This window comes from Paenibacillus sp. J5C2022 (assembly GCF_025567625.1).
Taxonomy (GTDB): Bacteria; Bacillota; Bacilli; order Paenibacillales; family Paenibacillaceae; genus Pristimantibacillus.
Map to the genome: position 1 here is coordinate 1 of NZ_JAOQJC010000026.1, position 25,268 is coordinate 25,268.

Genomic DNA, 25,268 nt, shown 5'->3' on the forward strand with positions numbered 1-25,268 from the left:
ATATTGCTTTTCCGTCAAATGCTTACGATGCAGGATTTGCTTCGCAAACCTTTAAACGGGGCAGTTTCGCTCGTTGTTCAGTTTTCAAGGAACAATCTCTCCTCTTGCGTGCCGCCCATGTCCCAGCGGCGACTTTAATAATATATCACAGGTACCTAGAATATTGCAAGTATTTTTTTAAAATATTTAATACCACGTTATTCGAATGCGTTTTGTACTTCTCCTTCACTCATTATTTACAAATGCAATGATGAATTTATGCACTAGAATCATACTAAAAGAGAAAACGCCTTAGTCATTCTCCTTGAACGATTCAAGAAGAATGCTTAGGCGTTCGATACTATCTCATCACTTCTTTTATATGCAGTTGCCGCTCTGTAATCAGATTGACAATTTGTCCGTTTACGGATACCCATGGTCTTGTCGGATGATTGTTATCGGAGAATACAATCTCTCCAATCCGCTCATCGCTAAGCCGAACAAGCGTCCCATTATGGAACTGTGTCACCCGTTCAATGAATGTCCTTACATAAGAAGGGTCCAGCTTGCCGAAAGCGTCTCTTTGCACTTGTTCCAGCACAAGATACGGCGATTCGGCTTTGCGGTAAGAACGATTCAGTGTCATCGCATGGAAAATGTCCGCTATGCTCACAATTTTGGCATAGGTATGAATTTTCGATGCATCGATGCCTAATGGATACCCCGAGCCGTCGATCTTCTCGTGGTGCTGCAGGGCAGCAAGCTTAACGCCCTCATTCAGAGCAGCAACGTTCTTAAGCAATTGATAGCCATGAACCGTATGCCGCTTCATCTCTTCCAATTCCACTTCCGTCAAATTACTTGGCTTGTTGAGGATGGAGCGGTCAATACGCACATTGCCGATATCTTTTAACAGACCTGCCAGAGCAACTTGCATCCAGTCCTTCTGCGGCAAGCCTACCCATTGAGCAATCAGGTAGGAGGTTAATGCCGACGCGACACTATTGTGAAGCAGATAGTCCCGCTCTTGAACCACGCCCGGATTGAACGTCAACACATTATACGACTTGATATGCTGCAGCAATTTGTCCAATTGCGATCTGATATCCATGACAGGCAGCCCTTGTCCCGTCACATATGTGTTGTGCACCTTTCGCAGCACTTCTACCATCGTTGCATATTCTTGAAGGAGGGGAGAAGCCGGAGTTTTAGCAGCAAAGTTCGCGCTCCCTTTATCCTCGGCTGCTTCTTCTGTCTGCAACTCGCTGAAGCTGCTTTCTACTGTCACGGAAGTCACGAGGAAGGCTTGCAAGATTTCCATATCCCTGGCTGTTATAACCGTTCCTTTGTGAAACAGCACACCGCCAAGAGGAGTGAGGACATCTTCCCCAATCTTGTCACCCAGCTTCAGTTGTGCAACCATGACCGTACCCACAGGCGTCCTCTCCCCTTATGCATGAATGTCGATGTCGAGTTGTACAGCTATACTTTAATTATCGGCAGAAACGTCCGTTTCTTCACCCTCATCCTCATCAGACTCGATATCCACTTCTTCGCTTCTCGCTACGCGAGTAACGGTGGCTACCGTATCATCATCCCTAGTGTGAATGAGCCTTACGCCTTGCGTATTTCTTCCCATGGAAGAGATGCCCTCCATACTTGTACGAATGAGTGTGCCCAAGGCAGTCATAATCATGAGGTCTTCGTCTTGCTCCACAACTTTCAGAGCAACGATCGGACCGTTCTTATCCGTAACATTCAACGTTTTGATCCCTTTGCCTCCGCGATTTTGTATGCGGTATTCATGCTCTGGCGTCCGTTTGCCATAGCCATTGGCCGTCACGATAAGTACGTCTTTCCCGGACTCCACGATATCCATATCGATGACCGAGTCACCCTCGTCAAGACCGATTCCCTTCACGCCTGTAGCCGAGCGTCCCATCGACCTGACATCATCTTCCGAGAAACGAATCGACATCCCATGCGCCGTCCCCATAATGATCTCCTGATTGCCGTCTGTAAGTCTGACGCCAATCAGATCGTCATCTTCGCGAAGCGAGATCGCAATTAATCCCACCTTGCGGATATTGGCATAGTCGTCAAGCGGCGTCTTCTTCACAACGCCATGCTGCGTGGCGAAGAACAGGTACTGGTCAGAGCCGAATCCTTCAACCGGAATAACCGCATTGATCATCTCGCCTTGCTCAATCTGAATCAGATTAATAATCGGCGTGCCGCGTGCCGTCCGGCTAAGATCCGGTATCTCGTAAGCTTTCAGCTTATACACCTTGCCCTTGTTCGTGAAGAACAGCAAGAAGTGATGGGAGTTGGTCACGAACAGATGCTCAACAAAGTCATTCTCCTTCGTATCCATCCCTACTACGCCACGGCCGCCGCGCTTCTGACTGCGGTATGTTGTAACAGGCAGACGCTTAATATAGCCGGAATGCGTAATCGTAATGATGACATCCTCTCTTGGGATCAGATCCTCATCGAGAATTTCCTCATCGCTCGCTGTAATTTCCGTACGCCGCTCGTCTCCGAAGCGTTCTTTAATGTCTGTAAGCTCATCGCTAATAATCTCCAGCACAAGAGCTTCGTCGGCCAGAATCGCTTTATATTCTGCTATCTTCTTCAGAAGCTCCGCATATTCCGCCTCAATCTTGTCGCGCTCGAGACCTGTCAGGCGCTGCAAGCGCATGTCCAGAATCGCTTGCGCTTGCTCCAGACTAAGCGAGAATCGCGTAATCAAGCCTTCGCGTGCCTCTTCGGTCGTGCGAGAGGAACGAATAAGCGCAATCACTTCATCCAGATGATCAAGGGCAATCCGCAAGCCTTCCAGAATGTGAGCACGCGCTTCCGCCTTCTTGAGGTCGAACTCGGTGCGACGTCTGATGACCTCAATCTGATGCTGCAGGTAATGGTACAGCATATCACGCAAGTTGAGCGTCTTCGGTTCGCCGTTGACCAGCGCCAGCATATTGATGCCGAAGTTGGTCTGCAGTTGTGTCTGCTTATACAGATTGTTAAGCACAACGCTAGGATTGACATCTCTGCGCAGCTCAATGACGATGCGCATACCGTTGCGATCGGACTCGTCCCGCAGATCCGTGATGCCGTCTATCTTCTTCTCGCGTACCAGTTCCGCAATCTTCTCCACGAGTCTGGCCTTGATGACTTGATAAGGCAGCTCATGGACAATGATTCTTGCCTTCCCGCCATCTTCCTCAATTACGGCCTTCGCTCTCATCGTGACGGAGCCGCGCCCTGTCAAGTACGCTTGGCGTATGCCGGACAGCCCCATGACATATGCAGCCGTCGGGAAATCTGGCCCCTTCACATATTCCATCAACTCGATTGGCGTAAGCTCAGGATTGCGAATAAGCGCCAATGCACCGTCGATTACTTCGTTCAGATTATGTGGCGGAATATTGGTCGCCATGCCTACTGCTATTCCCGTTACGCCGTTGACCAGCAAGTTGGGAAAGCGCGCAGGAAGCACAACGGGCTCTTGCTCTTCCCCGTCATAGTTAGGGGCGAAGTCAATCGTTTCCTTGTTGATGTCCCGCAGCAGCTCCATCGCAATCTTCGATAGACGCGCTTCCGTATAACGCATGGCTGCAGCCATGTCGCCGTCAATGGAACCGAAGTTGCCGTGGCCGTCAACCAGCATATATCGCATAGAGAAATCCTGTGCCATCCGCACCATGGATTCGTATACGGCGGAATCGCCGTGCGGATGATACTTGCCGATCACTTCTCCTACAATTCTTGCAGACTTCTTGTAAGGCTTGTCCGGGGACATCCCCAGCTCAGACATCGCATACAGAATGCGGCGATGTACAGGCTTAAGCCCGTCCCTTACATCTGGCAAAGCACGGCTTACAATGATGCTCATGGCATAATCCATGAATGAATCGCGCATCTCCGTGCCTATATCTCGATCCTTAATTGACATACGTTGTTCTTCTGCCATGCTTAACCTCCCTGACGCCCTCTTAGAATGAACGCCTCCGTAACCAATTCCATTATATTACTTTCACATTCAGAGCCTTGTTAAACCTGCTTATCCTCTGAAAGCTCCATTCACTAAAAAATAGGCCCTCTATCCAATCCCCATATCACAATAAGAGACATAAATTAAACAGACCCAACTTTTATTATATCATTCATTCCAAAGTATGTCTTGTACCTGAACGTTTACAGACGGATATTTTCATATGATTGAAAAGGAAAGGAGAGCCTCGATTGGCAATACAGCGTGTAAGGAGCAAGTGGTCAAAGACGAAGACGCTAATGAGGGCGCACGACCTGCGAGCATTTATTCCTCTGACGAAAAGATACAACCGCGAATCTCTTCGTTCCATGATGGAACAGTTCGATATGGTGTACATTAAACCGGACAGCGGAACATTCGGGAAAGGCGTCATCAGGCTTGAGAAGGTGGCTGAGCCGGAGTCCGGCTACCGCTATCAGATTAAGAAGGAGACGCATCATGTGGCCTCGCTCGATGAGGTTTACCGCGCTTTGCAAAGCTACACGTCAGCTAAATGCTACTTGATTCAGCGAGGCGTATACCTGCTCAAGCACAATGGAAGGCGATTCGATATTCGTGTAATGGTGCAGCGCAACTTGAAAAATCAATGGGAAACGACCGGCATTATTGGCCGGTTAGCGCATCCGGAACGGATCGTCACCAATTATCATAGCGGCGGCACGATCAAACCGTTCGAGAAGCTCATGGCCAAGCATTGCAACTCATCGGAAATCGCCGCTTACAAGCGCCGATTGGAGATACTTGGGGTATCGATAGGCAAGCAGCTGGCAACGGATTATCCCGGATTAAAAGAGCTTGGCGTCGATGTGGCGATCGATACGAAGCTGCATCCATGGGTGCTGGAAGTGAATACGAAGCCGCATCCCTACGTGTTCAGCTGGATGTCCGATAAAAGGGTATATGATCGGGTGCGCCGCTATTCTCTCGCTTACGGAGGAATGAAAAAAAAGCGGTCCTGATCAGGTACGTAAAAACAGCCATTCCTTCTCAAAGAGGAATGGCTGTTGCGCCTGCTAGATATCCAAATTTTTGACGTATCTGGCATGTTCTTGTATAAAATCACGCCGCGGCTCCACATTGTCGCCCATCAGCGTATCGAACATCTTGTCGGCTTCCATGGCGTTCTCAATCGTTACCTGAAGCATGGTACGGCTCTCGGGGTCCATCGTCGTCTCCCAAAGCTGGTTGGCATCCATCTCTCCAAGACCTTTGTAACGCTGGATATTGATCTTCGCTCCTTCGCCGAATTCGGCGATAATGTTGTCCCGCTCCCTCTCCGTAAGCGCATAGCGAACGACCTTGTTGCGCTCGACTTTGAACAGAGGCGGCTGAGCGATGTAGATGAAGCCGGCTTCCACGATTTGACGCATATACCGGTAGAAGAAGGTAAGCAGCAGGGTGCGTATATGCGCTCCGTCTACGTCGGCATCCGTCATAATAATAATTTTGTGGTAACGCGCTCTGGCAATGTCGAAATCGTCGCTGATTCCCGTCCCCAGAGCGGTAATGATGGCTCGAATCTCGGCATTGCTCAGAATGCGGTCCAGCCGCGCCTTCTCGACGTTCAGGATTTTTCCCCGCAGCGGAAGTATCGCCTGGAAGTGACGATCACGGCCTTGCTTGGCCGATCCGCCCGCGGAGTCGCCTTCGACGATGTACAGTTCGCTGATGGAGGCATCCTTCGATGAGCAATCGGCCAGCTTGCCCGGCAAGGAACCGACGTCAAGAGCACTCTTGCGCCGGGTCATCTCCCGCGCTTTCCTTGCAGCTTCCCGTGCGCGTGCCGCCTGTAAGCTCTTCTCTATTATTCTTCGCGATACGGAAGGGTTCTCTTCCAGGAATTCCTGGAGCTTCTCCGCGAACAAGGATTCTACAATGCCCCGCACTTCGCTGTTGCCAAGCTTGGTCTTCGTCTGGCCCTCGAACTGCGGCTCCGGAATTTTCACAGAGATGATCGCCGTCAAGCCTTCGCGCACATCATCGCCGGAGAAGTTGGAATCGTTGTCCTTGATCAGATTCTTCTTGCGCCCGTACTCGTTAATGATCCGGGTAAGCGCGCTCTTGAAGCCTGACTCATGCGTTCCGCCCTCATGTGTGTTGATGTTGTTGGCGAAGGAGTAAATATTCTCGGCGAAGCTATCATTGTACTGCAGCGCAACTTCCACCTGAATATGGTCTTTGGAGCCTTCGACGTAAATCGGCGTCTCGTGCAGCACTTCACGATTGCGGCTCAGAAAGCTAACGAACTCGATAATGCCGCCATCATACTTGAAGGAGTTGGATACGCCTGTCCTCTCGTCCGTCAGCACGATCTCGATACCTTTATTCAGGAAAGCGAGCTCTCTTATTCTGGATTGCAGCGTATCATAGTCGTATACCGTTGTTTCGGTGAAGATAGTGGGATCGGGCAGGAAGGTTGTTTTCGTCCCTGTCTTGTCCGAATCGCCGACAACTTTAGCCTCGTACTGCGGAACGCCCTTGCGGTATTCCTGCTGATAGATCTTGCCCTCGCGCTGCACCTGCACGATGACCTGCTCCGACAGGGCATTGACGACAGAGACGCCGACGCCATGCAGACCGCCGGATACTTTATAGCCTTCTCCGCCGAACTTGCCGCCGGCGTGCAGCACCGTCATAACGACTTCCAGCGTCGACTTCTGAAGCTTGGTGTTCATGCCTACGGGAATTCCCCGTCCGTTGTCAATAACGGTAATGCTGTTATTTTCATGAACGATCACTTCGATTTTTGTACAATAGCCTGCCAACGCTTCGTCGATACTATTGTCTACGACTTCCCATACGAGGTGGTGCAAGCCTTTAACACTCGTAGAGCCGATGTACATGCCGGGACGCTTGCGGACTGCCTCCAATCCTTCCAGAACCTGTATCTGGCTCTCATCATACGTATGTTGTTCCAACGACATACAAGTTCACTGCTCCTCTCAACTGCTCTTAGCGCATTTAACCGTCCCGCTAACCGTTATCTATAAATTGATGAGCTCTCTTCTTCAACGTCGAGGATGATATGGGCGAATAATACACCTTCTGCTTCGTAACGACAATCGACTTGGCTTCCTCTTCGCCTATCGTCTCAACGTCCTTGCGCTCGCGCGCGCCGGCAACGAACTGCTTGGACAGCTTGGATGACTGCTCGATGGAAATGTCGAATATCGCGATCAATTCAGCAGATCGAATAATTTTCTCCCCGCCTAGATGAATATACATCCTCCGCTCACCTCTCTTAATTGCTTTGGGCCGTGACGTTGCCTTCCTTCACATGATAGATACCGGCATCGTGGAGTTTGCTCATATTGACGCTCTCCAGGCCGGTCGTTGTTATAAAGGTCTGCACTTTGCTCTGAAAGGTCTCAATCAGCTGCGTCTGCCGGTTCTGGTCCAGCTCCGACAGCACATCGTCCAGCAGCAGCAGCGGATATTCGCCGATCTCCTCGTGAATCAGCTCTATCTCTGCCAGCTTCAGGGATAAGGCCGTTGTGCGCTGCTGTCCCTGAGATCCGTATATTTGCGCTTCCTTCTCGTTAATGAAGAATGCCAGATCGTCCCGATGCGGCCCTGCGAGCGTCATGCCGCGCCGCAGTTCCTGATCTCTCACCTGTGATAACTTTATCATAAATTGCTCAAATAAGACAGCTTCATCTTGCTCCAGGTCAGCGTCGAAGGAAGGGCGATATTGAATGCTGAGCAGTTCCGAGCCATTTGTAATGCCTTGATGAATTTGATGAGCATATCCTTGTAGTTTATATATAAAGTGTTTCCTTTTTTTCATAATTTTAACACCAAGGTCGACAAGCTGCATATTCCATACATCCAGCATATTGACATCAACGCCGCCAGGGCCCGACGCTTTCAGAAAGTTGTTGCGCTGTTGAAGTACTTTGCCATATTGCTGCAGCGTATGCAGATAGCTGGGCTGTACTTGTCCGATCTCCATGTCCAGAAAGCGTCTTCTGACACCCGGCGTGCCCTTGACAATCTCCAGATCCTCGGGAGCGAACATGACTACATTGACAGAGCCGATGAAATCGCTAAGCTTCCTCTGTTCAAGTCCGTTCAGCTTGGCTCGCTTGCCCTGGGACGAGAACATCAGCTCCAACTTGATCGTTCCGTACCGCTTCTCCGCTTCACCCGCTATGCGAGCGGTATCCGCTTCCCATCCGATTAGCTCCTTGTCCTTGGAAGTGCGATGGGATTTGGATAGGGCCAGTACGAATATGGCTTCCAGCAGGTTCGTCTTCCCCTGTGCATTGGGACCGAGGAACACATTTACCATATGCGGCGTTGCCAGCTCCAATCCGCCGTAGTTCCGATAATTATGCAATGCGATGTTTTTCAATAACACTTATGTGACCCCCGGTCCATTGCCAGTCTCACGAGCTGACGACGACAAATTCGCCGCATCCTTCCACTTTCACCCGATCGCCCGCATACAGCTTTCTGCCCCGTCTGTTGTCAAGCTCTCCATTAATGACGATTTCGTTATCCTGAAGAAAAAACTTCGCTTGTCCTCCTGTGGATATACAATCCGCCAGCTTCAAAAATTGGCCGAGCGCAATATATTCGGTATTAATCGCTATTTCTTTCATTATTCCGCACCACCCTTCTTGAACCGGTTCATTCCTTGATCGCCTAGTCCGTCGTACGGTAAGGCAATATGACATAGGTACTGTAATCATGGTCGGTCGGACGAATGATAATCGGACGCATCGGTCCGGTGAATCCCATGACCAGTTGCTCGCTGTCGATGACCTTGAGCACATCCAGCATATATTTGGAGTTGAAGGCAATGCGAAGCGGCTCGCCGCTTAACTCCTTCGCTTCCAGTTGCTCTGTCACTCGTCCCAGTTCCGTAGAGCTGGAAGATACTTGGATCATGCCGTCATCCAGTGTGGACAACCTTACCACATTCGTCTTCTCCTCGCGCGACATCAGGTAAGCACGATCTATAGCATCCATGAATTCCTTCGTGTTCAACGCAATCTCCGTCACATAAGACTGTGGAACAACCTTCGAGGTATCCGGGAACATTCCGTCCAGAATACGGGTATAGAACAGAATATTGTCAATTTTGAAGAGAACCTGATTGTCGGCTACTACGATATCCACCATTGTATTCTGGTCCGGAATAAGCCTGGACAATTCATTGAGTGTTTTAGCCGCTATGACAACATTGTGGAAGGACATCGCTTCGTCCGTATCTGTTTTGGTTTTGCGGCTGGCCAGCCGGTGGCGGTCTGTGGCGAGGAAGGTCAGCACGCCGTTGTTCAGATTGCACAGCACTCCCGTTAGTATCGGCGTTTGCTCGCTTGTTGAAGCAGCCAATATCGTCTGTCTGATCATGGATCTGATCAAGTCTCCCGGCAATTGCAGCACATTGTTCTGTTCAATCGGAGGCAGTACCGGGAATTCTTCCGGATCGAGACCGACCATTTGAATTTCTGAAGAGCCGGAACGTATGGTCGTCTGATAGTTCACACCTACTTCGAGCATAACTTGATCGGAAGGCAGTTTCTTTACGATTTCCACAAAGAATTTAGCAGGAAGCACGACGCTTCCGGGCTTATCCACATGTGCAATAATCATATCTTTTTGTTCTACTGCGACAAAGCTTTGAATAGATATATCTGTATCACTTGCCGTTAGTGTGACATGTTGGTGATTTACGTCTATTTTAATGCCTCCCAGTATGGGAATGGCCGGTCTGGAGGATACGGCTTTCGCTACTTGCTGGATGGCATCGTTTAATTCATTTTTGTTGATCGTAAGTTTCATAGTTTCACCCGTTTCGACTTTTTTGGATTGCTTTTAGATATGATGATATTTATTAAAAAAATAGTAGACGTAGTAGTAGGGGCCCTGAATATGTGGATAACCCAGGAGAATAGGGATAAAGCAAGCCTATCCACATGTGCATATCGTGTGCATAGGCTTGCTTGGTTGTTCACATATGATTTTTTATTTTTTCCGTCAGGTTCTGGATAACTTTGTACAGCTCCTGATCTGTTTTTAATTGCTGCGTGATCTTCTCGTGCGCGTGAATAACTGTCGTATGGTCGCGTCCGCCGAACGCTTCGCCAATCTTCGGCAGCGAGAAGTCGGTTAGCTCTCTGGACAAGTACATGGCAATTTGCCTTGGGAATGCAACAGCCTTCGTTCGTTTTCTCGCTTTGAACTCCTCCAGGCGAAGTCCATAATATTCCCCGACTTTGCTCTGAATGTCGCCGATCGTAATCATTCTGGGCCGGCTCGACGGGATAATGTCTTTAAGCGCTTCTGCGGCCAGATGTGACGTGATATCGGCATTGATGAGCGAGGAGTAAGCGACGACACGAATGAGCGCGCCTTCCAGCTCCCGTATATTGGTATCGATCTGATTGGCGATATAGTTCATCGCTTCGTTCGGGATGTCCAGATTCTCCGCTTTCGCCTTCTTGCGCAATATGGCGATGCGCGTCTCCAGATCGGGAGGCTGAATGTCTGTAATCAATCCCCATTCGAAGCGCGAACGAAGCCTGTCTTCCAGCGTCGGAATTTCCTTCGGCGGCCGGTCGCTGGAGATGACAATCTGCTTGCGTTCTTCATGCAGTGCGTTGAAGGTATGGAAAAACTCTTCCTGCGTCTGCTCTTTCCCGGCGAGAAATTGAATGTCATCGATAAGAAGGACGTCTATGTTCCGATATTTCGTACGGAAGCTCTCCCCTTGGCTGTCACGGATGGCGTTGATGAACTCGTTAGTGAACTTCTCTGATGAGATATAGAGCACTCTTGTATTGGGATTGTGATCCATAATATAGTGCCCGATCGCATGCATCAGATGCGTCTTGCCCAGTCCTACGCCTCCGTAGAGGAACAGTGGATTGTATGCCTTCGCCGGCGCTTCCGCAACGGCAAGAGATGCGGCATGGGCAAATCGGTTGTTCGCTCCTATGACAAATGTATCGAACGTATACTTGGGGTTCAGCATATGGGTATGCGGCTCGTCGTTCACGACAGGCTGCTGTACCGGCTTGGGCGGAAGGACGACGCTCTGGTCGGCTGTCTTGGCTTCTTCGATGGAGAATCGGACATCCACCTGCCGGCCTAAAAATTCGTATAGCGTCGATCGGATCAATTTGGTATAGCGTCCTTCCAGCCATTCCGCTGCAAATGCTGTCGGCGCCGTAATTTCAAGTACGGAATCATCTATGAAAGAAGCCTTTGTCGCTTTGAACCAGGTGTCAAAGCTCGGTTTGCTTAATTTCGTCTGGATGATTGACAATACTTGCTGCCATAAATCATAAGTATGGCTATCCACAGACTGTCACTCCTTATCTTCAATCGCCGCAAAGGCGCTGTTACGCAGAAAAATGTCGAAATGTATAGAGGTTGTGTGATAACATCCACATTATGACGGAATTATGCACATAGAGTTATAAATAGCCGTTAATGTTGTTCACAAAGTTATCCACAGGGTGTTGATAAGATTGTGAGCATAACGGCATAATCCACAACAAAAACATAATAATCATAGCAAAGGATCCCTTATATTTCAACGAATTCCCGGATTTTATCCACATTGTCAATAGGTTGTGCATAGAAGTTATCTACAACACAAGATATTGTTTATAAGCTGTTGGACTTTCGACAAAGTTCGTTCTCAACCCCATAATTTTATCCACATGTTATTAATTTATTCCCGACCGCTGTTTTTTGGTAGGTTATCCACAACGCGATGAGTTGTGATCCCTCTTCCGTTCTTGATTTGATCCATCATTGACTTTTGCTTACAATCATGGTTTAATTGAAAAAGCGATTTTTTTTGAGCTGGAGTGTGCAGTCATCGGCCGATGTGCCGGTTTACGACAGTTATGTTTTGTGAAATAGGAGGTGCAGCGTAATGAGACCTACATTTAAACCTAATGTTAGAAAACGTGCGAAAGTGCATGGTTTCCGCAAGCGTATGAGTTCCAAAAACGGTCGCAAAGTTTTGGCAGCTCGTCGTCAAAAGGGCAGAAAAGTACTGAGCGCATAACGATCAAGGCCACGCTTGTGGTCTTTTTTTTACCATATAAGAGCTTACATGTTTTCGAGATGCTCGAAATGAAAAAATTCTTATTGGCGATAAACCAACCTTTGAACGCGGTCGCTCATCTTCGAAAGGCCTCGATAGAGGTTTTTTCATCACATTAAGAAATGATTGGTTCTCGAGATGCTTGAACTCATAAATTTCTTATTGGCGATAAAAACTACCTCTAACCGCGGTCGCTCATTCTGAAATGACCTCGATTAGAGGTTTTTCTCGTTTTCTGCAGGATTTATGTGCCAATGAATTGGCAATACTGATGAGATCATAAAGGAATGGTGAGTAGCTGACGTGCGTAGATCATTGCGCCTTCGCAATCGCGAGGATTTTAGCCGCATATACCGGCGTGGCAAGTCGTTCGCCAACAGTCAATTCGTGGTGTACTGGTCCCGGCATCAAGAAGCCGATCCCTTCCGGCTCGGGGTATCCGCCAGCAAGAAGATCGGGAATGCCGTCGTCCGCAACCGTATGCGAAGAATGATTAAGGAGATTGTGCGGCATCAGGAGGACAAGATTGTTCCCGGGACGGACTTCATATTAATCGTAAGGAAACCTGCGGTCGAGATGAATGCGAAGCAGATGGAGAAGAGCATTCTGCATGTGCTGAAGAAAGCGGGCCTTATGAAGACGGACAAGCAGAAGGATCGTTCCGCAAAAGGGTGCGAATGAGCTGCCAGGCTTGTTTCTTTGTTGTATAAAATATGGTATAGTCTATTTTGGAATAGAATGCGATTAGCTCTTTAGAGAGGAGATTTCATGTTGTTTCGTAATTCAAAGAAAAAATGGCTCCTAGTGATCGGACTAATCATGATGATGGGGTTATTGGCCGGTTGCGTACCGACTGACCATACGATGGAAACCAGCGACCTGCTTCACGGGAATTTCTGGGAGAAAAACGTCGTTTATTACTTCGCCATAACGTTGGATACGTTCGCTGGCTGGTTTAACGGCTCTTATGTGCTTGCGATATTGACTCTGACGATTATTGTCCGAACGCTTATCCTGCCGCTTACCTTGAAGCAATATCGCAGCTCCAAGGCGATGCAAAAGCTGCAGCCGGAGATTGCGGAGATCCGCAAGAAGCATAAGGACAATCCTCAAAAGATGCAAGAGGAAATGATGAAGCTTTATCAGAAGCATCAAGTCAATCCGATGGCGGGATGTCTGCCGCTAATTGTTCAGATGCCGGTTTTCATCGCGCTGTATAATGCGATCTATTGGAATAAAGATATTCGTACCGATGATATATTCGGATTTGTGCTCGGAGAACCGAGCCCGTGGTATTTCCTGCCTATTTTGGCGGCCGCCACAACCTTTGTACAGTCTAAGATGATGCAAAAATCGCAAACGCAGACAATGCCCGGCATGTCGATCATTTTGACGATTTTCCCTGTGCTGATCTTCGTCATGTCGATGTCGTTCCCTGCGGCGCTGCCTTTGTACTGGGTGTTCAGCAACATCTATACAATCGTTCAAAACTACTTCCTGTATGTACGTTCATCTGACAAGGGTAAGAAGGAGGTCCTTGCAAAATGAAGAAAATCGTCGCATCAGGCAAAACGATAGAAGAAGCTGTACATAGTGGAATTGCACAATGGCAAGTACCGAGAGACCGGGTTCATGTTGTCGTACTGGAGCAGCCGTCGAAAGGCTTGTTCGGCTTAATCGGCGTGAAGGAAGCGAAGGTGGAACTGGAGCTTATCCCAGACCCTTACGAAGAAGCGGAGAACTTCCTGATGGAAGTGGCAAGCGCGATGGGGCTTCGGGTAAGCGTGGATCGCAAAGAAACGAAAGAAGGCTTGTATTTGTCCGTATCGGGCGGGGGAGACCTTGGCATGATTATTGGCCGCCGCGGACAGACGCTGGACGCTTTGCAATACTTGGTCAACATTGTGGCTAACCGTTATTCTGACAGTCATATTCGAATCGTTATTGATGCAGAGGATTTTCGCCAGCGCAGGCGCAAGACGCTCGAGGAGTTGTCGGAACGTCTCGCTGGGCGCGTCATCCGCACGAGGAAAGAAGTCGTGCTTGAACCGATGTCGCCGCATGAACGCAAGGTTATTCATTCCCAGCTTCAGAATCACCCCAAGGTGAAAACGATGAGCAAAGGTGATGAGCCCAACAGACGGGTCGTTATCTCGCTTCGATCATAATCTAAGAAAATAGTGTACACAGCAATGGCGCTTTCGCGGTCATTGCTGTTTTTCCATTCGAGAGGTGTTGAGGAACGTGGAACATGATACAATTGCAGCGATAGCTACGGCAATCGGGGAGGGCGGCATTGCCATTATCCGTGTAAGCGGACCGCAAGCGATCAGCGGTGTGGACAGCATCTTCCGCTCAAGGAAGCGCTTGATGGAGGCCGATTCCCATACGGTCCATTATGGGCATATTATGGATATGGCCACGGGAGAGAGCGTAGAAGAAGTCATTGTCACTCTTATGAGGGGTCCGCGTTCGTTCACGGCTGAGGACGTTGTAGAAATTAACGCTCATGGCGGGGTTATCGCCGTGAAGAAGGTGCTTGACCAGGTGCTTCAACTGGACAGTGTGAGAGCGGCCGAGCCAGGTGAGTTCACGAAGCGAGCTTTCTTGAACGGACGCATCGACCTGATGCAAGCGGAAGCGGTCATCGACTTGATTCGTTCCAAGTCGGATCGAGCCTTCACGGTTGCACGCAAGCAGGCGGAAGGGACATTATCCAAGCAGATTAAAGCGCTGCGCCAGACCGTAATTGAGTTGCTTGCCCATATCGAGGTCAATATCGACTACCCTGAGCACGATGTGGAGGAGATGACGAGCGCTTATATTCGCGAGCAGTGCCAGTCCGCCATTGAAGAGATCGACAGATTGTTAAAAACGGCGAACGAAGGAAAAATATTGCGTGAAGGAATCATTACGGCGATTGTCGGGCGGCCTAACGTCGGGAAGTCGTCGCTCATGAATATTTTGGCGCAAGAGAATAAAGCTATCGTAACCGATATTCCCGGCACGACAAGGGATGTTATCGAAGAATTTATTACGTTGAACGGCATACCGCTCAGACTGTTGGATACGGCCGGCATTCGTGAAACAAGCGATATCGTGGAGAAGATTGGTGTAGAGCGCTCACGCGACGCACTGCAAGGCGCAGACCTGATTCTGTACGTGCTTAACTATAACGAGCAGCTGCAGGAGGACGATCAACAGCTGCTGGAGCAGCTTCGCGGCCGATCGGTTATTGTCATTATCAATAAAACGGATCTGCCGGCCGCTCTGGATCTGGATGAAGTGAAGCGATATGTGCCCGAGGATGCAATCGTTATGATGTCCATGCTGGAGCAGCAGGGACTAGAGGGGCTTGAGCGTACGATTACCGATATGTTCTTCAGCGGAGGGCTGGAAGGCGGGGACTTGACTTATGTGAGCAATGCGAGGCATATTGCCTTGCTGAAGCGTGCCAAGCAGTCGCTGCTTGAAGCGATCGAGGCGACCTATGCGGGTATTCCGATCGATGTCATTCAGATTGATGCCAGACTCGCTTGGGAGTCGCTTGGCGAGATATTGGGCGATGAAGCGGGAGATTCATTGATCGATCAAATCTTCTCGCAATTTTGTTTAGGAAAGTAAGGAGGTAGGAATAATGGGATATTTAGCTGGTGAATTTGATGTTATTGTCATCGGAGCGGGACATGCCGGCTGTGAATCGGCGTTGGCAGCTGCTCGAATGGGCTGCGAAACATTACTGCTTACGATTAATCTGGATATGGTGGCGTTCATGCCATGCAACCCTTCCATCGGCGGCCCGGCGAAAGGTCATGTCGTTCGTGAGATTGATGCGTTAGGCGGCGAGATGGGACGCAATATTGATAAAACGTTTATTCAAATGAGGATGTTGAACACAGGCAAAGGACCTGCGGTTCATGCGTTGCGAGCGCAAGCGGACAAATTTCTGTATCAGCATTATATGAAGAAGACGATTGAGGAAACAGAGCATTTGACGCTTCGTCAAGGGATGGCGGAAGAGCTGATCGTGGAGGACGGAAGATGTGTAGGTATTGTTACGAAGACCGGAGCCGAGTACCGCGCGAAGGCTGTTGTCGTGACAACGGGAACCTACCTGCGCGGTAAAATCATTATGGGCGAGCTCATTTATGAGAGCGGTCCGAATAATCAGCAGCCTTCGGTGCGATTGGCACAGAGCCTGAAGGATAACGGACTGGAGCTGGTACGCTTCAAGACCGGCACACCGCCTCGCGTGCACAGGGATACGATCGATTTCTCCAAGACCGAGATTCAGCCTGGGGATGAGAATCCGAAATTTTTCTCCTACGAAACGGAATACTCCGACAACGAACAGCTGCCTTGCTGGCTGACCTATACTTCTGAAACGACCCATAAAATTATAAATGATAATCTTCACCGTGCGCCAATGTTCTCCGGGGTAATTGAAGGGACGGGACCACGTTATTGTCCTTCTATCGAGGATAAAATCGTCAGGTTCGCAGACAAGCCGAAGCATCAAATATTCCTGGAGCCGGAAGGCAGACATACATCCGAGTATTACGTGCAAGGATTATCGACAAGCATGCCGGAAGATGTACAGTTGGACATACTGCGTTCTATCCCGGGATTGGAGAAAGTGGAGATGATGCGGAACGGATATGCGATCGAATATGACGCCGTTATTCCCACACAACTATGGCCATCGCTGGAGACGAAGGCGGTTGACGGGCTTTTCACAGCAGGGCAAATCAACGGCACTTCCGGATACGAGGAAGCGGGAGGACAAGGCATTATTGCAGGTATCAATGCAGCTCGCAAGGTACAAGGGAAGGAACCGGTCATTATCGGACGTTCACAAGGTTACATCGGTGTTATGATCGATGATTTGGTGACTAAGGGGACGAATGATCCGTATCGTCTGCTTACCTCACGCGCGGAATACCGCTTGCTGCTTCGACACGACAATGCGGATTTGAGGCTGACTCCTCTTGGCTATGAGATAGGTCTTATCTCTGAAGCGCGATATGCGAAGTTTGTCAAGAAGAAGGAACTGGTGGAGGCAGAAGTAGAGCGACTCCGCACGTTAAAGGTAAAGCCGGAAGAAGCGAATCCGATCTTGGAAGCTGCCGGATCTGCTGCAATCACGCAAACAGTGGATATGTTATCGCTGCTTCGCAGACCGGAGATTGCCTATACGATGCTGGAGTCGATCGCCGAAACACCCGATGAATTAAGCGAAGAGATGAAGGAGCAGGTGGAAATCAGCGTCAAATATGCCGGCTATATCGAGAAACAGCTGCTTCAGGTGGAACGGCTGAACAAAATGGAGAGAAAGCTCATTCCGGACGATATTGTGTATGAGGAAGTGAAGGGGTTGGCTTCCGAAGCTAGACAGAAGCTGGGGCAAATTCGACCACTGTCTATCGGACAGGCATCACGCATCGGAGGCGTTACGCCAGCGGATATTTCCATACTGCTTGTCTATTTGGAACACTATAATCGCGTAACAGCAGCAAGAGGGTCATAAATGGATAATACAAAACAGTGGTTCGATGCAAAGCTGGAGGAGAGAGGCGTTAAGCTCTCTCCTCAACAATGGCATCAATTAGAGATTTATTATGAAACATTGGTTGAATGGAATTCGGTGATGAACTTAACAGGGATTACGGAAAGAGATGCAGTATTCGAGAAGCACTTCTATGATTCCATTACGCTTTCCTTTTTTATAGATCTACAAAAAATCGAACGAATTGCCGATATTGGTTCGGGAGCAGGATTTCCAAGTCTTCCATTAAAAATTTGTTTTCCGCATTTGAAGGTTGTTATTGTGGATTCACTTAACAAAAGGATTAAATTCCTGACGGAGCTTGTCAATAGGCTGCAATTGCACGATGTGCAGTGTATTCACGGAAGAGCGGAGGATATCGCCAGACGCAGCGAGCATCGCGACCAATACGACTTGGCAACAGCAAGAGCGGTGGCCAGATTAAACGTATTGAATGAGTTCTGCCTTCCTTTTGTTAAGCAAGGCGGCTTGTTCGCAGCAATGAAGGGAGCGCAATCAGATGAAGAAATCCGGGAGGCGACATTCAGTTTCAAGGAATTGAAAGGAAATTTTGTACACCAACATGCTATGCAACTTCCGAACGAGGGTTCAGAACGGCATATTGTCATCATACAGAAGACGGCACCCACGCCTAAGAAATATCCTAGAAAAGCAGGAACACCATTAAAACAACCGTTAGTGTAGAGTATTGTTCCACGTGAAACATCTCATCGCGTCAAGCAGGATTTCCGATGATAATAGTCGAATGTATTAATTTGAAGGAAATAGAGCGGTACAAGCATAGTTGAATGAACCAAACCAGCAGTTGACGATGCGAAACGGGACATAGTTGCGGTTCAGAGGTGAAAGCTATGCATTGTATTTTTGTATGCACATTGTTCCATCGTCAGTTGCTAAAGTTTTCATCATATGATCGGGTGGTTATGAACACTATGAAAGAACAAATCTCTCGTTTGTTCGGCTTTTCCGAGCAGCGCAGTACGAATGAAGAAGTGCGTCAAATTGCAGTTTCCAATATAGATACCAGTCCCTTCCAACCTCGTACGATATTTGATGATGAGCGTATAGAAGAGCTGTGTCAAACGATCAAAACTCACGGGGTTATTCAACCTATCGTTGTACGCATGCGGAATGATAGATATGAAATAATAGCAGGTGAGAGGCGTTGGCGTGCGGTAACGAAGCTTGGATATGAGACAATTCCGGCTATTGTGCGTGAATTCAATGATGCACAGACCGCGTCGATCGCACTGATAGAAAATCTGCAACGTGAAGGTCTTACTGCAATTGAAGAGGCTGTAGCGTACCAAAAACTTATTGAATTGCATCAATTGACGCAGGAAAGCTTGGCGCAACGATTGGGAAAGAGCCAATCTACGATTGCGAACAAACTGCGCTTGCTTATGCTGCCTGAACCTATTAAACTAGCATTAATGGGAAGAAAGATTACGGAGAGGCATGCGAGAGCGTTGTTATCGCTTGATACTGAGGAAATGCAGTTGAAAGTGCTGGAAGAGATCGTGACAAAAGAGTTGAATGTCAAGCAGACGGAAGCACGCATCGCTTTTTTGAAAGAATCGGCAAAAGCTAAGCGGGCGAAACGAATTTCTTTCACCAAGGATGTACGCTTGGCTCTAAATACGATCAGACAATCGATTGATATGGTCTCCGGTTCAGGACTGCCAATCAAAACCAATGAAAAAGACCATGAAGACCATTATGAAATCATTATTCAAATTCCAAAGAGATAACCTTATTGCTGTCGGGGGCTTTAGAACATAAGTGACCAAGCATTTGGCGTTATGATTTTCAAGTTTAATGAGTAAGTACGTTGACAAGACAGTACACCATTTGACTGCGGAAACTTATCCATTCTAGATGACTACCACGTGAGAATGAACTTTCCTTCCTAATTGATAAGAAGAAAATAGCATCCTCTATGAATGAATTCTCATTTTATCAAGCACGTATGAAACAAAAAATGTTGCTATAATAGATTACAACACTATGGGTGCCGCCTTTTGAACGAAGGCGGCAAAGCCGTTTCTCCAAAAGTTTCGCACATGAGGTGAGTTAGAATTGTCCAAAATTATTGCGATTGCCAATCAGAAAGGCGGTGTCGGAAAAACGACAACGTCGGTCAATCTGGCAGCTTGTCTTGCTTCTCTAGGCAAGAAGGTGCTGTTAATTGATATTGACCCGCAAGGGAATACGACCAGTGGTCTTGGCATAAACAAAGCGGATGTTAGTAATTGTATTTATGATGTATTAATAAACGATGTGCACCCTCGAGATGCGATGTTCGAGACCAGCGTTTCTGGATTAACAGTAATTCCGGCGACGATTCAATTGGCAGGAGCAGAAATTGAGCTAGTGCCTACTATATCCAGAGAATTGCGTCTGAAAAAATCGTTGCAGCAAGTGAAGGGTGACTTTGATTATGTCCTTATTGATTGTCCGCCTTCATTGGGGATACTGACCATCAATTCTCTGACAGCTGCTGATTCTGTCATTATACCAATTCAATGTGAGTATTATGCGCTTGAAGGGCTTAGCCAGTTATTGAATACAGTAAGGCTTGTACAAAAGCATCTCAACACATCTCTGCAAATTGAAGGTGTGCTGTTGACTATGCTGGATGCGAGGACCAATCTCGGGATACAAGTTATTGAAGAGGTTAAAAAGTACTTCCAACAGAAAGTATACCAAACGATAATCCCGCGCAACGTACGGTTAAGCGAAGCGCCTTCTCATGGTCAGGCTATTATTACTTACGATCCAAGATCAAAAGGGGCAGAAGTATATCTTGAACTCGCGAAGGAAGTGATCATGTATGAGCAAGCGGCTAGGTAGAGGTCTGGATGCGCTTATTCCGTCGCTATCCGTTAGCGATGATGATAAGGTCATAGATGTATCCTTGTCGGAGCTCCGACCTAACCCATATCAGCCTCGCAAATCATTCGATGAAGATTCGATAAAAGAGTTGGCCGAGTCCATAAAGCAACATGGCGTTATTCAGCCTATTATTGTACGAACCGTTCTGCGTGGTTATGAAATCATAGCAGGGGAAAGGCGCTTCAGAGCCTCTCAATATTGCGGCAATACAACGATTCCTGCTGTAGTCAGAAGTTTCAGCGACCAGCAGGTAATGGAGATTGCGCTTATTGAGAACCTGCAGCGAGAAGACTTGAATGCGATAGAAGTAGCTGTTGCCTACCAATCCTTAATGGACAAATTCCAATTGACACAAGAAGAGCTTTCACTTAAAGTTGGGAAATCAAGGTCGCATATCGCTAACTTTGTAAGGTTGCTTAGCCTTCCGGAGGGAATAAAAGATAATGTTTCACGTGGAACATTGTCGATGGGACATGCGAGAGCGTTGGCGGGTATTAAGGATGTTAAAGTTCAAAAAGAAATGGCCGGCATGACTGTAAGCTTGGAGTGGAGCGTTAGAGAGCTGGAAGAGGCAGTCAAGAAGCTCGATACGCAAGAAAAACCGAGCGCAAAGTCGCAAAAACAGAAAAAGCGTGATCCATACATTGATCATATTGAAGAAACGCTTAGAGAGCGATTTAAAACGACGGTAAAAATCAAGCAGCAAAAAGAAAAAGGGAAGATCGAGTTTCAATATTACAACAAACAGGATTTGGAGCGACTGCTTGAACTGCTACAGGAATTAGCGTAAAACGGATGGCATATCGTAGTTGTAATCTTTCTGGCGAAGGATTAAACTAAGATATGCCATTGTTTGTTTATGAGAAGGGGGAGGGGATGTCCTTGCAACATAATGAAATTATATATCTCGACCATGCAGCAACGTCATGGCCTAAGCCTCCTGAAGTTATAGATGCTGTAGTGAAAGCTATGCAAGATGATGCGGCTAATCCGGGACGAGGGAGTCACCGAATGGCGGTGAGAGCGAGCAGAATACTGTTCGACGCAAGGAAGAAGTTATCGAAGTTGTTCCATATAAAAAACCCGAACGATATTGCGTTTACAAGCAATACGACGATGGCTTTGAATATGGCGATAAAGGGATGGTTGAAGCAAGGCGATCATGTCATTGCGACTTCTGTCGAGCATAACTCCGTTAGAAGACCTCTGTATGAATTGGAGCGGAGCAGAGGAGTTCAAGTGACATATATAGAAGGCGACGAGGTAGGGCTCATTGATGTGAAGGAGATCGAAGCGGCTATTCAATCCAATACCGTGTTGATTGTCGTGAATCACAGCTCCAATCTGCTTGGGACAATTCTGCCCGTCTCGGATATTGGTGAAGTAGCGAAGAAGCATGGCGTAAAACTACTTGTTGATGCAGCCCAAAGTGCAGGGGTGTTGCCAATTGATGTGGAAGCCATGGGTATTCATATGCTAGCATTTCCCGGGCATAAAGGGTTGCTGGGTCCACAGGGCACAGGAGGGCTGTATATCGCTTCTGAGCTTGAGTTGGAGCCGCTTCTGCATGGAGGCACCGGCAGTCAGTCAGAGGCTCTCCAGCAGCCTCTGGTGAGGCCTGACAGGTATGAAGCGGGGACGCAGAATACGCCTGGATTAGCAGGTCTTCAAGCAGGCGTGCAGTACATTCTGAATGAGACGGTAGAGAAAATCCATACTAATGAGTGGGCGCTTGCGCAACGGTTGATGGAGGGGTTGAAATCCGTGAATGGTATTCGGCTGTTAGGGCCGGAATTGAACCAGCCGCGAACAGGTATCGCTTCTTTTACAGCTTCCAATATTGATCCTTCGGAGATGGCGTTCATTTTGGATCAGTATTATGGTATAGCGGTACGCTCCGGTTATCACTGTACGCCACTCGCGCATCATTGTGCCGGGACGGAAGGGACAGGAGCTGTACGGGCAAGTGTGGGCGTGTATACGACAGAAGATGATATATCGGCATTAATTGCGGCCGTAAGTGAAATTGTAGAGCAATATGATGTGTAGAGGGATGAGGTCGAAGTAATGGGTAGTGAAACATTTGAACCGCTGCATATCATTGTGATCTTGATGGCAGGTGTGACGGTCGTACTTGCCATTGGATTGATTATGCTGGGAAGAAGACTGAAGAAGTTAAGGCGGCAGTATGTAGCCGTGATGGGGAATACGGGTGTAACCAACTTCGAGAGTGTCATTATCGAACTGAAGAGCAAGCTCGATGATGAGCGGGTAAGAATAGATGAGATAAGCAAGCAACTGGAAGAGGTCCGAATGACATTGCCTCAGCTAAAAAGCAAAACGGGTGTCCATCGCTATAATGCTTTCGGAGAAGGAGGCAGCGATCTGAGCTTCTCAATCGCCATTGTCAACGATGAGAAGGATGGGCTTGTATTCTCGGGATTGCATAGCAGGGAGAACACCTATGTGTATGCCAAGCCTGTGAGCAAAGGTGATTCCTCGTATCCGCTTACGCCGGAAGAGCTTAAAGCCATTGAGGAAGCAAAGTAGGCAAGCAGTGAAAGCCATGCTAAGAAGTGTAGTCGGAAGCAGCCGTCTCGCCCCTTGAAGTCCGGGATACATGGAAGTTGCTGATCGCTGTAAACAAGCCCAAAGAGATGATCTCCGACATGGACATAACCAGATGAAGTCTCGTATTTTGAAGTACGAAATACTCCATAAAGCCGCCGACATTCACGATGCCGGTAATGTGAATGTCCCCCACTGGCGGCAAATCCTTATTCACTCCCGCGCCAGGACGTACCGGTCCATTGCCGGCCTGAATGCAACCGACACTGGCCACTTGTCCGAGACAAGCATCGATGCCGATCAAGAAGGGCTTGTCGAATTGCGTATTGATCTGCTGCAGGGTATCATCAAGATTCATGGCATGGACAGGCTCGGCCAATGTGCCGAACACATGGAAATGACGGCTGCTGTGCTTCGACAGCGAGGTGCCGATGAGCGGACCCAAGCAATCGCCTGTGGAACGGTCAGTGCCGATGCAGACGATAACGATTGGACGCTGTGCCGGAACGCTCTCCAGAAGGGACAATAGACGTTTCACGAGGTGACTTACAATGTTCGGTGTCGTGTACGGCATTTTGAATGGCGAATCTTTCATAAACGGCAATTTCATAGAATCCCCTCCGATAGCTTTGAAAGTGCTCATATGCTACTAGTATATGGATGGGACAACCATTTTATACTTGCTTTCAGGGAATAAAGGATAAGGAGGAAGAGGAGGAGCTGAGCTATGCTCATTGCGTTCGATTCAACCCAGCAAGCATTGCGGGCAGAGATGTTGCTGGAATATGCGGAAGTGGAGATCGATATTTGTCCAACACCGAAGGAAATAACGGCTGGCTGCGCGTTATCGATACAATTTCCCGATCAAGAGTTGATGATGGTGAAAAAAGTTATTGTGGAACAGAAGGTCGAAATTAGAGGGATATTCCAACAGGATGGAAGCGACTATAGGGAAGTTTAGTTGAGAAGAGGGAGGTGGCCATGTCGATGAGGGAATGGTACGAAAAAACTCTGGACTGGCTGCAGAAAATAAACCTGTGGGATATGCTGGGGCAGCCGATCATTCGAATTCTGCTCATCATTGTGCTTGCGCGAATTGCGATTTGGTTGTTGCATAAGACGGTAAATCGCATCGTCAATGAGCAGACAAGAAAGAAACAGCCCAACGAGACGCGAAGAATGACAACAGTTGGCAGGCTGCTAAACAATGGTGTTTCATATGTAATCTACTTCATTGCGGGCATGCTGGTGCTCTCAGAATTCGGAGTGGATCTTGGACCGCTGCTTGCAGGTGCAGGTGTCGTCGGCATTGCAATCGGCTTCGGTGCGCAAAGTCTGGTGAAAGATATTCTGACAGGCTTCTTTATTATATTAGAGGATCAATTCGCTGTTGGTGACGTTATACAGACCGGACAATTTAAAGGCACTGTTGAGGTTATAGGGCTTCGTACTACGAAGCTTCAAAGCTGGACTGGGGAAGTACATATTATTCCTAACGGTATGATTAACGAGGTCACCAACTTTTCATTGAAAAACACGCTTGCGGTCGTGGATGTGTCAATAGCCTATGAAGCTGATATCGAAAGGGCAATTGAGGTGATTAATGCGACGATGGATGAACTGACACATGAAAATCTGGTGAAGCGTCCAGAAGTGCTGGGGGTTCAGATGCTTAATGCATCCTCCGTCTCCATACGTATTGTAGGAGAATGTATGCCGAATACACATGCCATTGTGACCAGAGCGATGAATAAAGCGGTGAAAGAAGCGTTGGATAAGCACGGCATTGAAATACCCTATCCGAAGATGATTACCTATCAGCGAAAATATGAGGGGGCGTAAGCGATGGAAAGAAAGCAATTTCAATTAGGCGATATCGTGCAGATGAAGAAACAACACCCTTGCGGCTTCAATGAGATGGAGATTATTCGCATGGGGATGGACATTCGGATTAAATGCGTCGGATGCCAGCATAGCGTACTCATCCCGAGGGCCAAGTTCGAGAAAAATATGAAGAAGGTGCTCCGTTCTACAGCAGATGGAGAAGCCGATCAGGCTCAGCAGTAAAAGCAATGGAGTAAGAGCGAATGTCCAGGGGAAATTGTTTCGAAAAATCCCTTGCAGAAACTATTGCA

The 25,268-nt window shown here is 48.1% G+C and carries 26 protein-coding genes; 17 read left to right on the plus strand and 9 right to left on the minus strand.

Annotation, left to right across the window (positions count from 1 at the left end; genetic code table 11):
* Nucleotides 1–251: hypothetical protein (locus M6D81_RS19810; protein WP_262678739.1), on the plus strand; the 251-nt coding region annotated here is incomplete at its 5' end.
* Between the two features lie 89 nt (nucleotides 252–340).
* Here M6D81_RS19810 and M6D81_RS19815 read toward each other — a convergent pair.
* Both M6D81_RS19815 and gyrA read right to left on the minus strand, forming a co-directional pair.
* Entirely contained in the window at nucleotides 341–1,414 is a 1,074-nt protein-coding gene (locus M6D81_RS19815; RefSeq protein WP_262678740.1) for an HD-GYP domain-containing protein, read from the minus strand.
* A 54-nt stretch (nucleotides 1,415–1,468) separates the two neighbouring features.
* Entirely contained in the window at nucleotides 1,469–3,955 is a 2,487-nt protein-coding gene (gyrA, locus tag M6D81_RS19820) for a DNA gyrase subunit A (RefSeq protein WP_262678741.1), read from the minus strand.
* A 272-nt stretch (nucleotides 3,956–4,227) separates the two neighbouring features.
* Here gyrA and M6D81_RS19825 point away from each other — a divergent pair, with 272 nt between their 5' ends.
* On the plus strand, nucleotides 4,228–4,995 hold the full coding sequence (locus tag M6D81_RS19825) for a YheC/YheD family protein (RefSeq protein WP_262678742.1): 768 nt from the start codon (nucleotides 4,228–4,230) through the stop codon (nucleotides 4,993–4,995).
* Nucleotides 4,996–5,049: 54 nt separating this feature from the next.
* On the opposite strand, the gene gyrB is transcribed toward M6D81_RS19825, so the two are convergent.
* The 6 genes from gyrB to dnaA all read right to left on the minus strand — a co-directional run bounded on the left by gyrB (nucleotide 5,050) and on the right by dnaA (nucleotide 11,348).
* Nucleotides 5,050–6,960 carry a DNA topoisomerase (ATP-hydrolyzing) subunit B gene (gene gyrB, locus M6D81_RS19830; protein ID WP_262678743.1) on the minus strand — a complete coding sequence of 637 codons (1,911 nt, stop codon included), beginning with the start codon at nucleotides 6,958–6,960 and terminating at the stop codon, nucleotides 5,050–5,052.
* Between the two features lie 49 nt (nucleotides 6,961–7,009).
* Nucleotides 7,010–7,261: an extracellular matrix regulator RemB gene (gene remB / locus M6D81_RS19835; RefSeq protein WP_262678744.1), complete on the minus strand. Its 252-nt coding sequence runs from the start codon at nucleotides 7,259–7,261 to the stop codon at nucleotides 7,010–7,012.
* 16 nt (nucleotides 7,262–7,277) lie between these two features.
* Entirely contained in the window at nucleotides 7,278–8,396 is a 1,119-nt protein-coding gene (gene recF / locus M6D81_RS19840) for a DNA replication/repair protein RecF (RefSeq protein ID WP_262678745.1), read from the minus strand.
* A gap of 28 nt (nucleotides 8,397–8,424) precedes the next feature.
* The gene (gene yaaA / locus M6D81_RS19845) at nucleotides 8,425–8,640 is read right to left on the minus strand and encodes a S4 domain-containing protein YaaA (RefSeq protein WP_317259152.1); all 216 of its coding nucleotides are present in this window, start codon (nucleotides 8,638–8,640) and stop codon (nucleotides 8,425–8,427) included.
* Nucleotides 8,641–8,683: 43 nt separating this feature from the next.
* On the minus strand, nucleotides 8,684–9,826 hold the full coding sequence (dnaN, locus tag M6D81_RS19850; RefSeq protein ID WP_262678746.1) for a DNA polymerase III subunit beta: 1,143 nt from the start codon (nucleotides 9,824–9,826) through the stop codon (nucleotides 8,684–8,686).
* Nucleotides 9,827–9,995: 169 nt separating this feature from the next.
* Nucleotides 9,996–11,348 (minus strand): chromosomal replication initiator protein DnaA, encoded by a 1,353-nt coding sequence (gene dnaA, locus M6D81_RS19855; RefSeq protein ID WP_262678747.1) that lies wholly within the window; start codon nucleotides 11,346–11,348, stop codon nucleotides 9,996–9,998.
* 582 nt (nucleotides 11,349–11,930) lie between these two features.
* Here dnaA and rpmH point away from each other — a divergent pair.
* The 12 genes from rpmH (at nucleotide 11,931) to M6D81_RS19915 (ending at nucleotide 23,115) form a co-directional block, all read left to right on the plus strand.
* Nucleotides 11,931–12,065: a 50S ribosomal protein L34 gene (gene rpmH / locus M6D81_RS19860; protein ID WP_168123258.1), complete on the plus strand. Its 135-nt coding sequence runs from the start codon at nucleotides 11,931–11,933 to the stop codon at nucleotides 12,063–12,065.
* Between the two features lie 342 nt (nucleotides 12,066–12,407).
* Nucleotides 12,408–12,785: a ribonuclease P protein component gene (gene rnpA, locus M6D81_RS19865; protein WP_262678748.1), complete on the plus strand. Its 378-nt coding sequence runs from the start codon at nucleotides 12,408–12,410 to the stop codon at nucleotides 12,783–12,785.
* Between the two features lie 87 nt (nucleotides 12,786–12,872).
* Nucleotides 12,873–13,652 (plus strand): YidC/Oxa1 family membrane protein insertase, encoded by a 780-nt coding sequence (locus tag M6D81_RS19870; RefSeq protein WP_262678749.1) that lies wholly within the window; start codon nucleotides 12,873–12,875, stop codon nucleotides 13,650–13,652.
* Nucleotides 13,649–14,272, plus strand: a complete 624-nt coding sequence (jag, locus tag M6D81_RS19875) for an RNA-binding cell elongation regulator Jag/EloR (RefSeq protein ID WP_262678750.1) — start codon at nucleotides 13,649–13,651, stop codon at nucleotides 14,270–14,272. Before M6D81_RS19870 ends, jag begins: the two co-directional genes overlap by 4 nt.
* A gap of 76 nt (nucleotides 14,273–14,348) precedes the next feature.
* On the plus strand, nucleotides 14,349–15,728 hold the full coding sequence (mnmE, locus tag M6D81_RS19880; RefSeq protein ID WP_262678751.1) for a tRNA uridine-5-carboxymethylaminomethyl(34) synthesis GTPase MnmE: 1,380 nt from the start codon (nucleotides 14,349–14,351) through the stop codon (nucleotides 15,726–15,728).
* 13 nt (nucleotides 15,729–15,741) lie between these two features.
* Complete coding sequence (gene mnmG / locus M6D81_RS19885) at nucleotides 15,742–17,631, plus strand: tRNA uridine-5-carboxymethylaminomethyl(34) synthesis enzyme MnmG (protein WP_262678752.1); 1,890 nt, start codon at nucleotides 15,742–15,744, stop codon at nucleotides 17,629–17,631.
* Entirely contained in the window at nucleotides 17,632–18,354 is a 723-nt protein-coding gene (rsmG, locus tag M6D81_RS19890; protein WP_262678753.1) for a 16S rRNA (guanine(527)-N(7))-methyltransferase RsmG, read from the plus strand.
* A 248-nt stretch (nucleotides 18,355–18,602) separates the two neighbouring features.
* Entirely contained in the window at nucleotides 18,603–19,421 is an 819-nt protein-coding gene (gene noc / locus M6D81_RS19895) for a nucleoid occlusion protein (protein WP_262678754.1), read from the plus strand.
* Between the two features lie 328 nt (nucleotides 19,422–19,749).
* Entirely contained in the window at nucleotides 19,750–20,523 is a 774-nt protein-coding gene (locus M6D81_RS19900; RefSeq protein ID WP_262678756.1) for a ParA family protein, read from the plus strand.
* Nucleotides 20,504–21,355: a ParB/RepB/Spo0J family partition protein gene (locus M6D81_RS19905; protein ID WP_262678757.1), complete on the plus strand. Its 852-nt coding sequence runs from the start codon at nucleotides 20,504–20,506 to the stop codon at nucleotides 21,353–21,355. The genes M6D81_RS19900 and M6D81_RS19905 overlap by 20 nt, the downstream gene beginning before the upstream one ends.
* A gap of 86 nt (nucleotides 21,356–21,441) precedes the next feature.
* Entirely contained in the window at nucleotides 21,442–22,614 is a 1,173-nt protein-coding gene (locus M6D81_RS19910) for an aminotransferase class V-fold PLP-dependent enzyme (RefSeq protein WP_262678758.1), read from the plus strand.
* A gap of 18 nt (nucleotides 22,615–22,632) precedes the next feature.
* Nucleotides 22,633–23,115, plus strand: a complete 483-nt coding sequence (locus M6D81_RS19915) for a DUF4446 family protein (RefSeq protein WP_262678759.1) — start codon at nucleotides 22,633–22,635, stop codon at nucleotides 23,113–23,115.
* A gap of 19 nt (nucleotides 23,116–23,134) precedes the next feature.
* Here M6D81_RS19915 and yyaC read toward each other — a convergent pair whose 3' ends face one another.
* Nucleotides 23,135–23,743, minus strand: a complete 609-nt coding sequence (gene yyaC / locus M6D81_RS19920; RefSeq protein ID WP_262678760.1) for a spore protease YyaC — start codon at nucleotides 23,741–23,743, stop codon at nucleotides 23,135–23,137.
* A gap of 117 nt (nucleotides 23,744–23,860) precedes the next feature.
* On the opposite strand from yyaC, the gene M6D81_RS19925 reads away from it, so the two are divergent.
* Genes M6D81_RS19925 through M6D81_RS19935 form a run of 3 tightly spaced genes read left to right on the plus strand, consistent with a single transcriptional unit; the run spans nucleotide 23,861 to nucleotide 25,200 of the window.
* A complete protein-coding gene (locus M6D81_RS19925; RefSeq protein ID WP_262678761.1) occupies nucleotides 23,861–24,094 on the plus strand; it encodes a putative Se/S carrier protein in 234 nt (77 codons plus the stop codon).
* 26 nt (nucleotides 24,095–24,120) lie between these two features.
* A complete protein-coding gene (locus M6D81_RS19930) occupies nucleotides 24,121–24,975 on the plus strand; it encodes a mechanosensitive ion channel family protein (RefSeq protein ID WP_262678763.1) in 855 nt (284 codons plus the stop codon).
* 3 nt (nucleotides 24,976–24,978) lie between these two features.
* Nucleotides 24,979–25,200 carry a DUF951 domain-containing protein gene (locus tag M6D81_RS19935; protein ID WP_262678764.1) on the plus strand — a complete coding sequence of 74 codons (222 nt, stop codon included), beginning with the start codon at nucleotides 24,979–24,981 and terminating at the stop codon, nucleotides 25,198–25,200.
* Nucleotides 25,201–25,268: the final 68 nt, after the last annotated feature.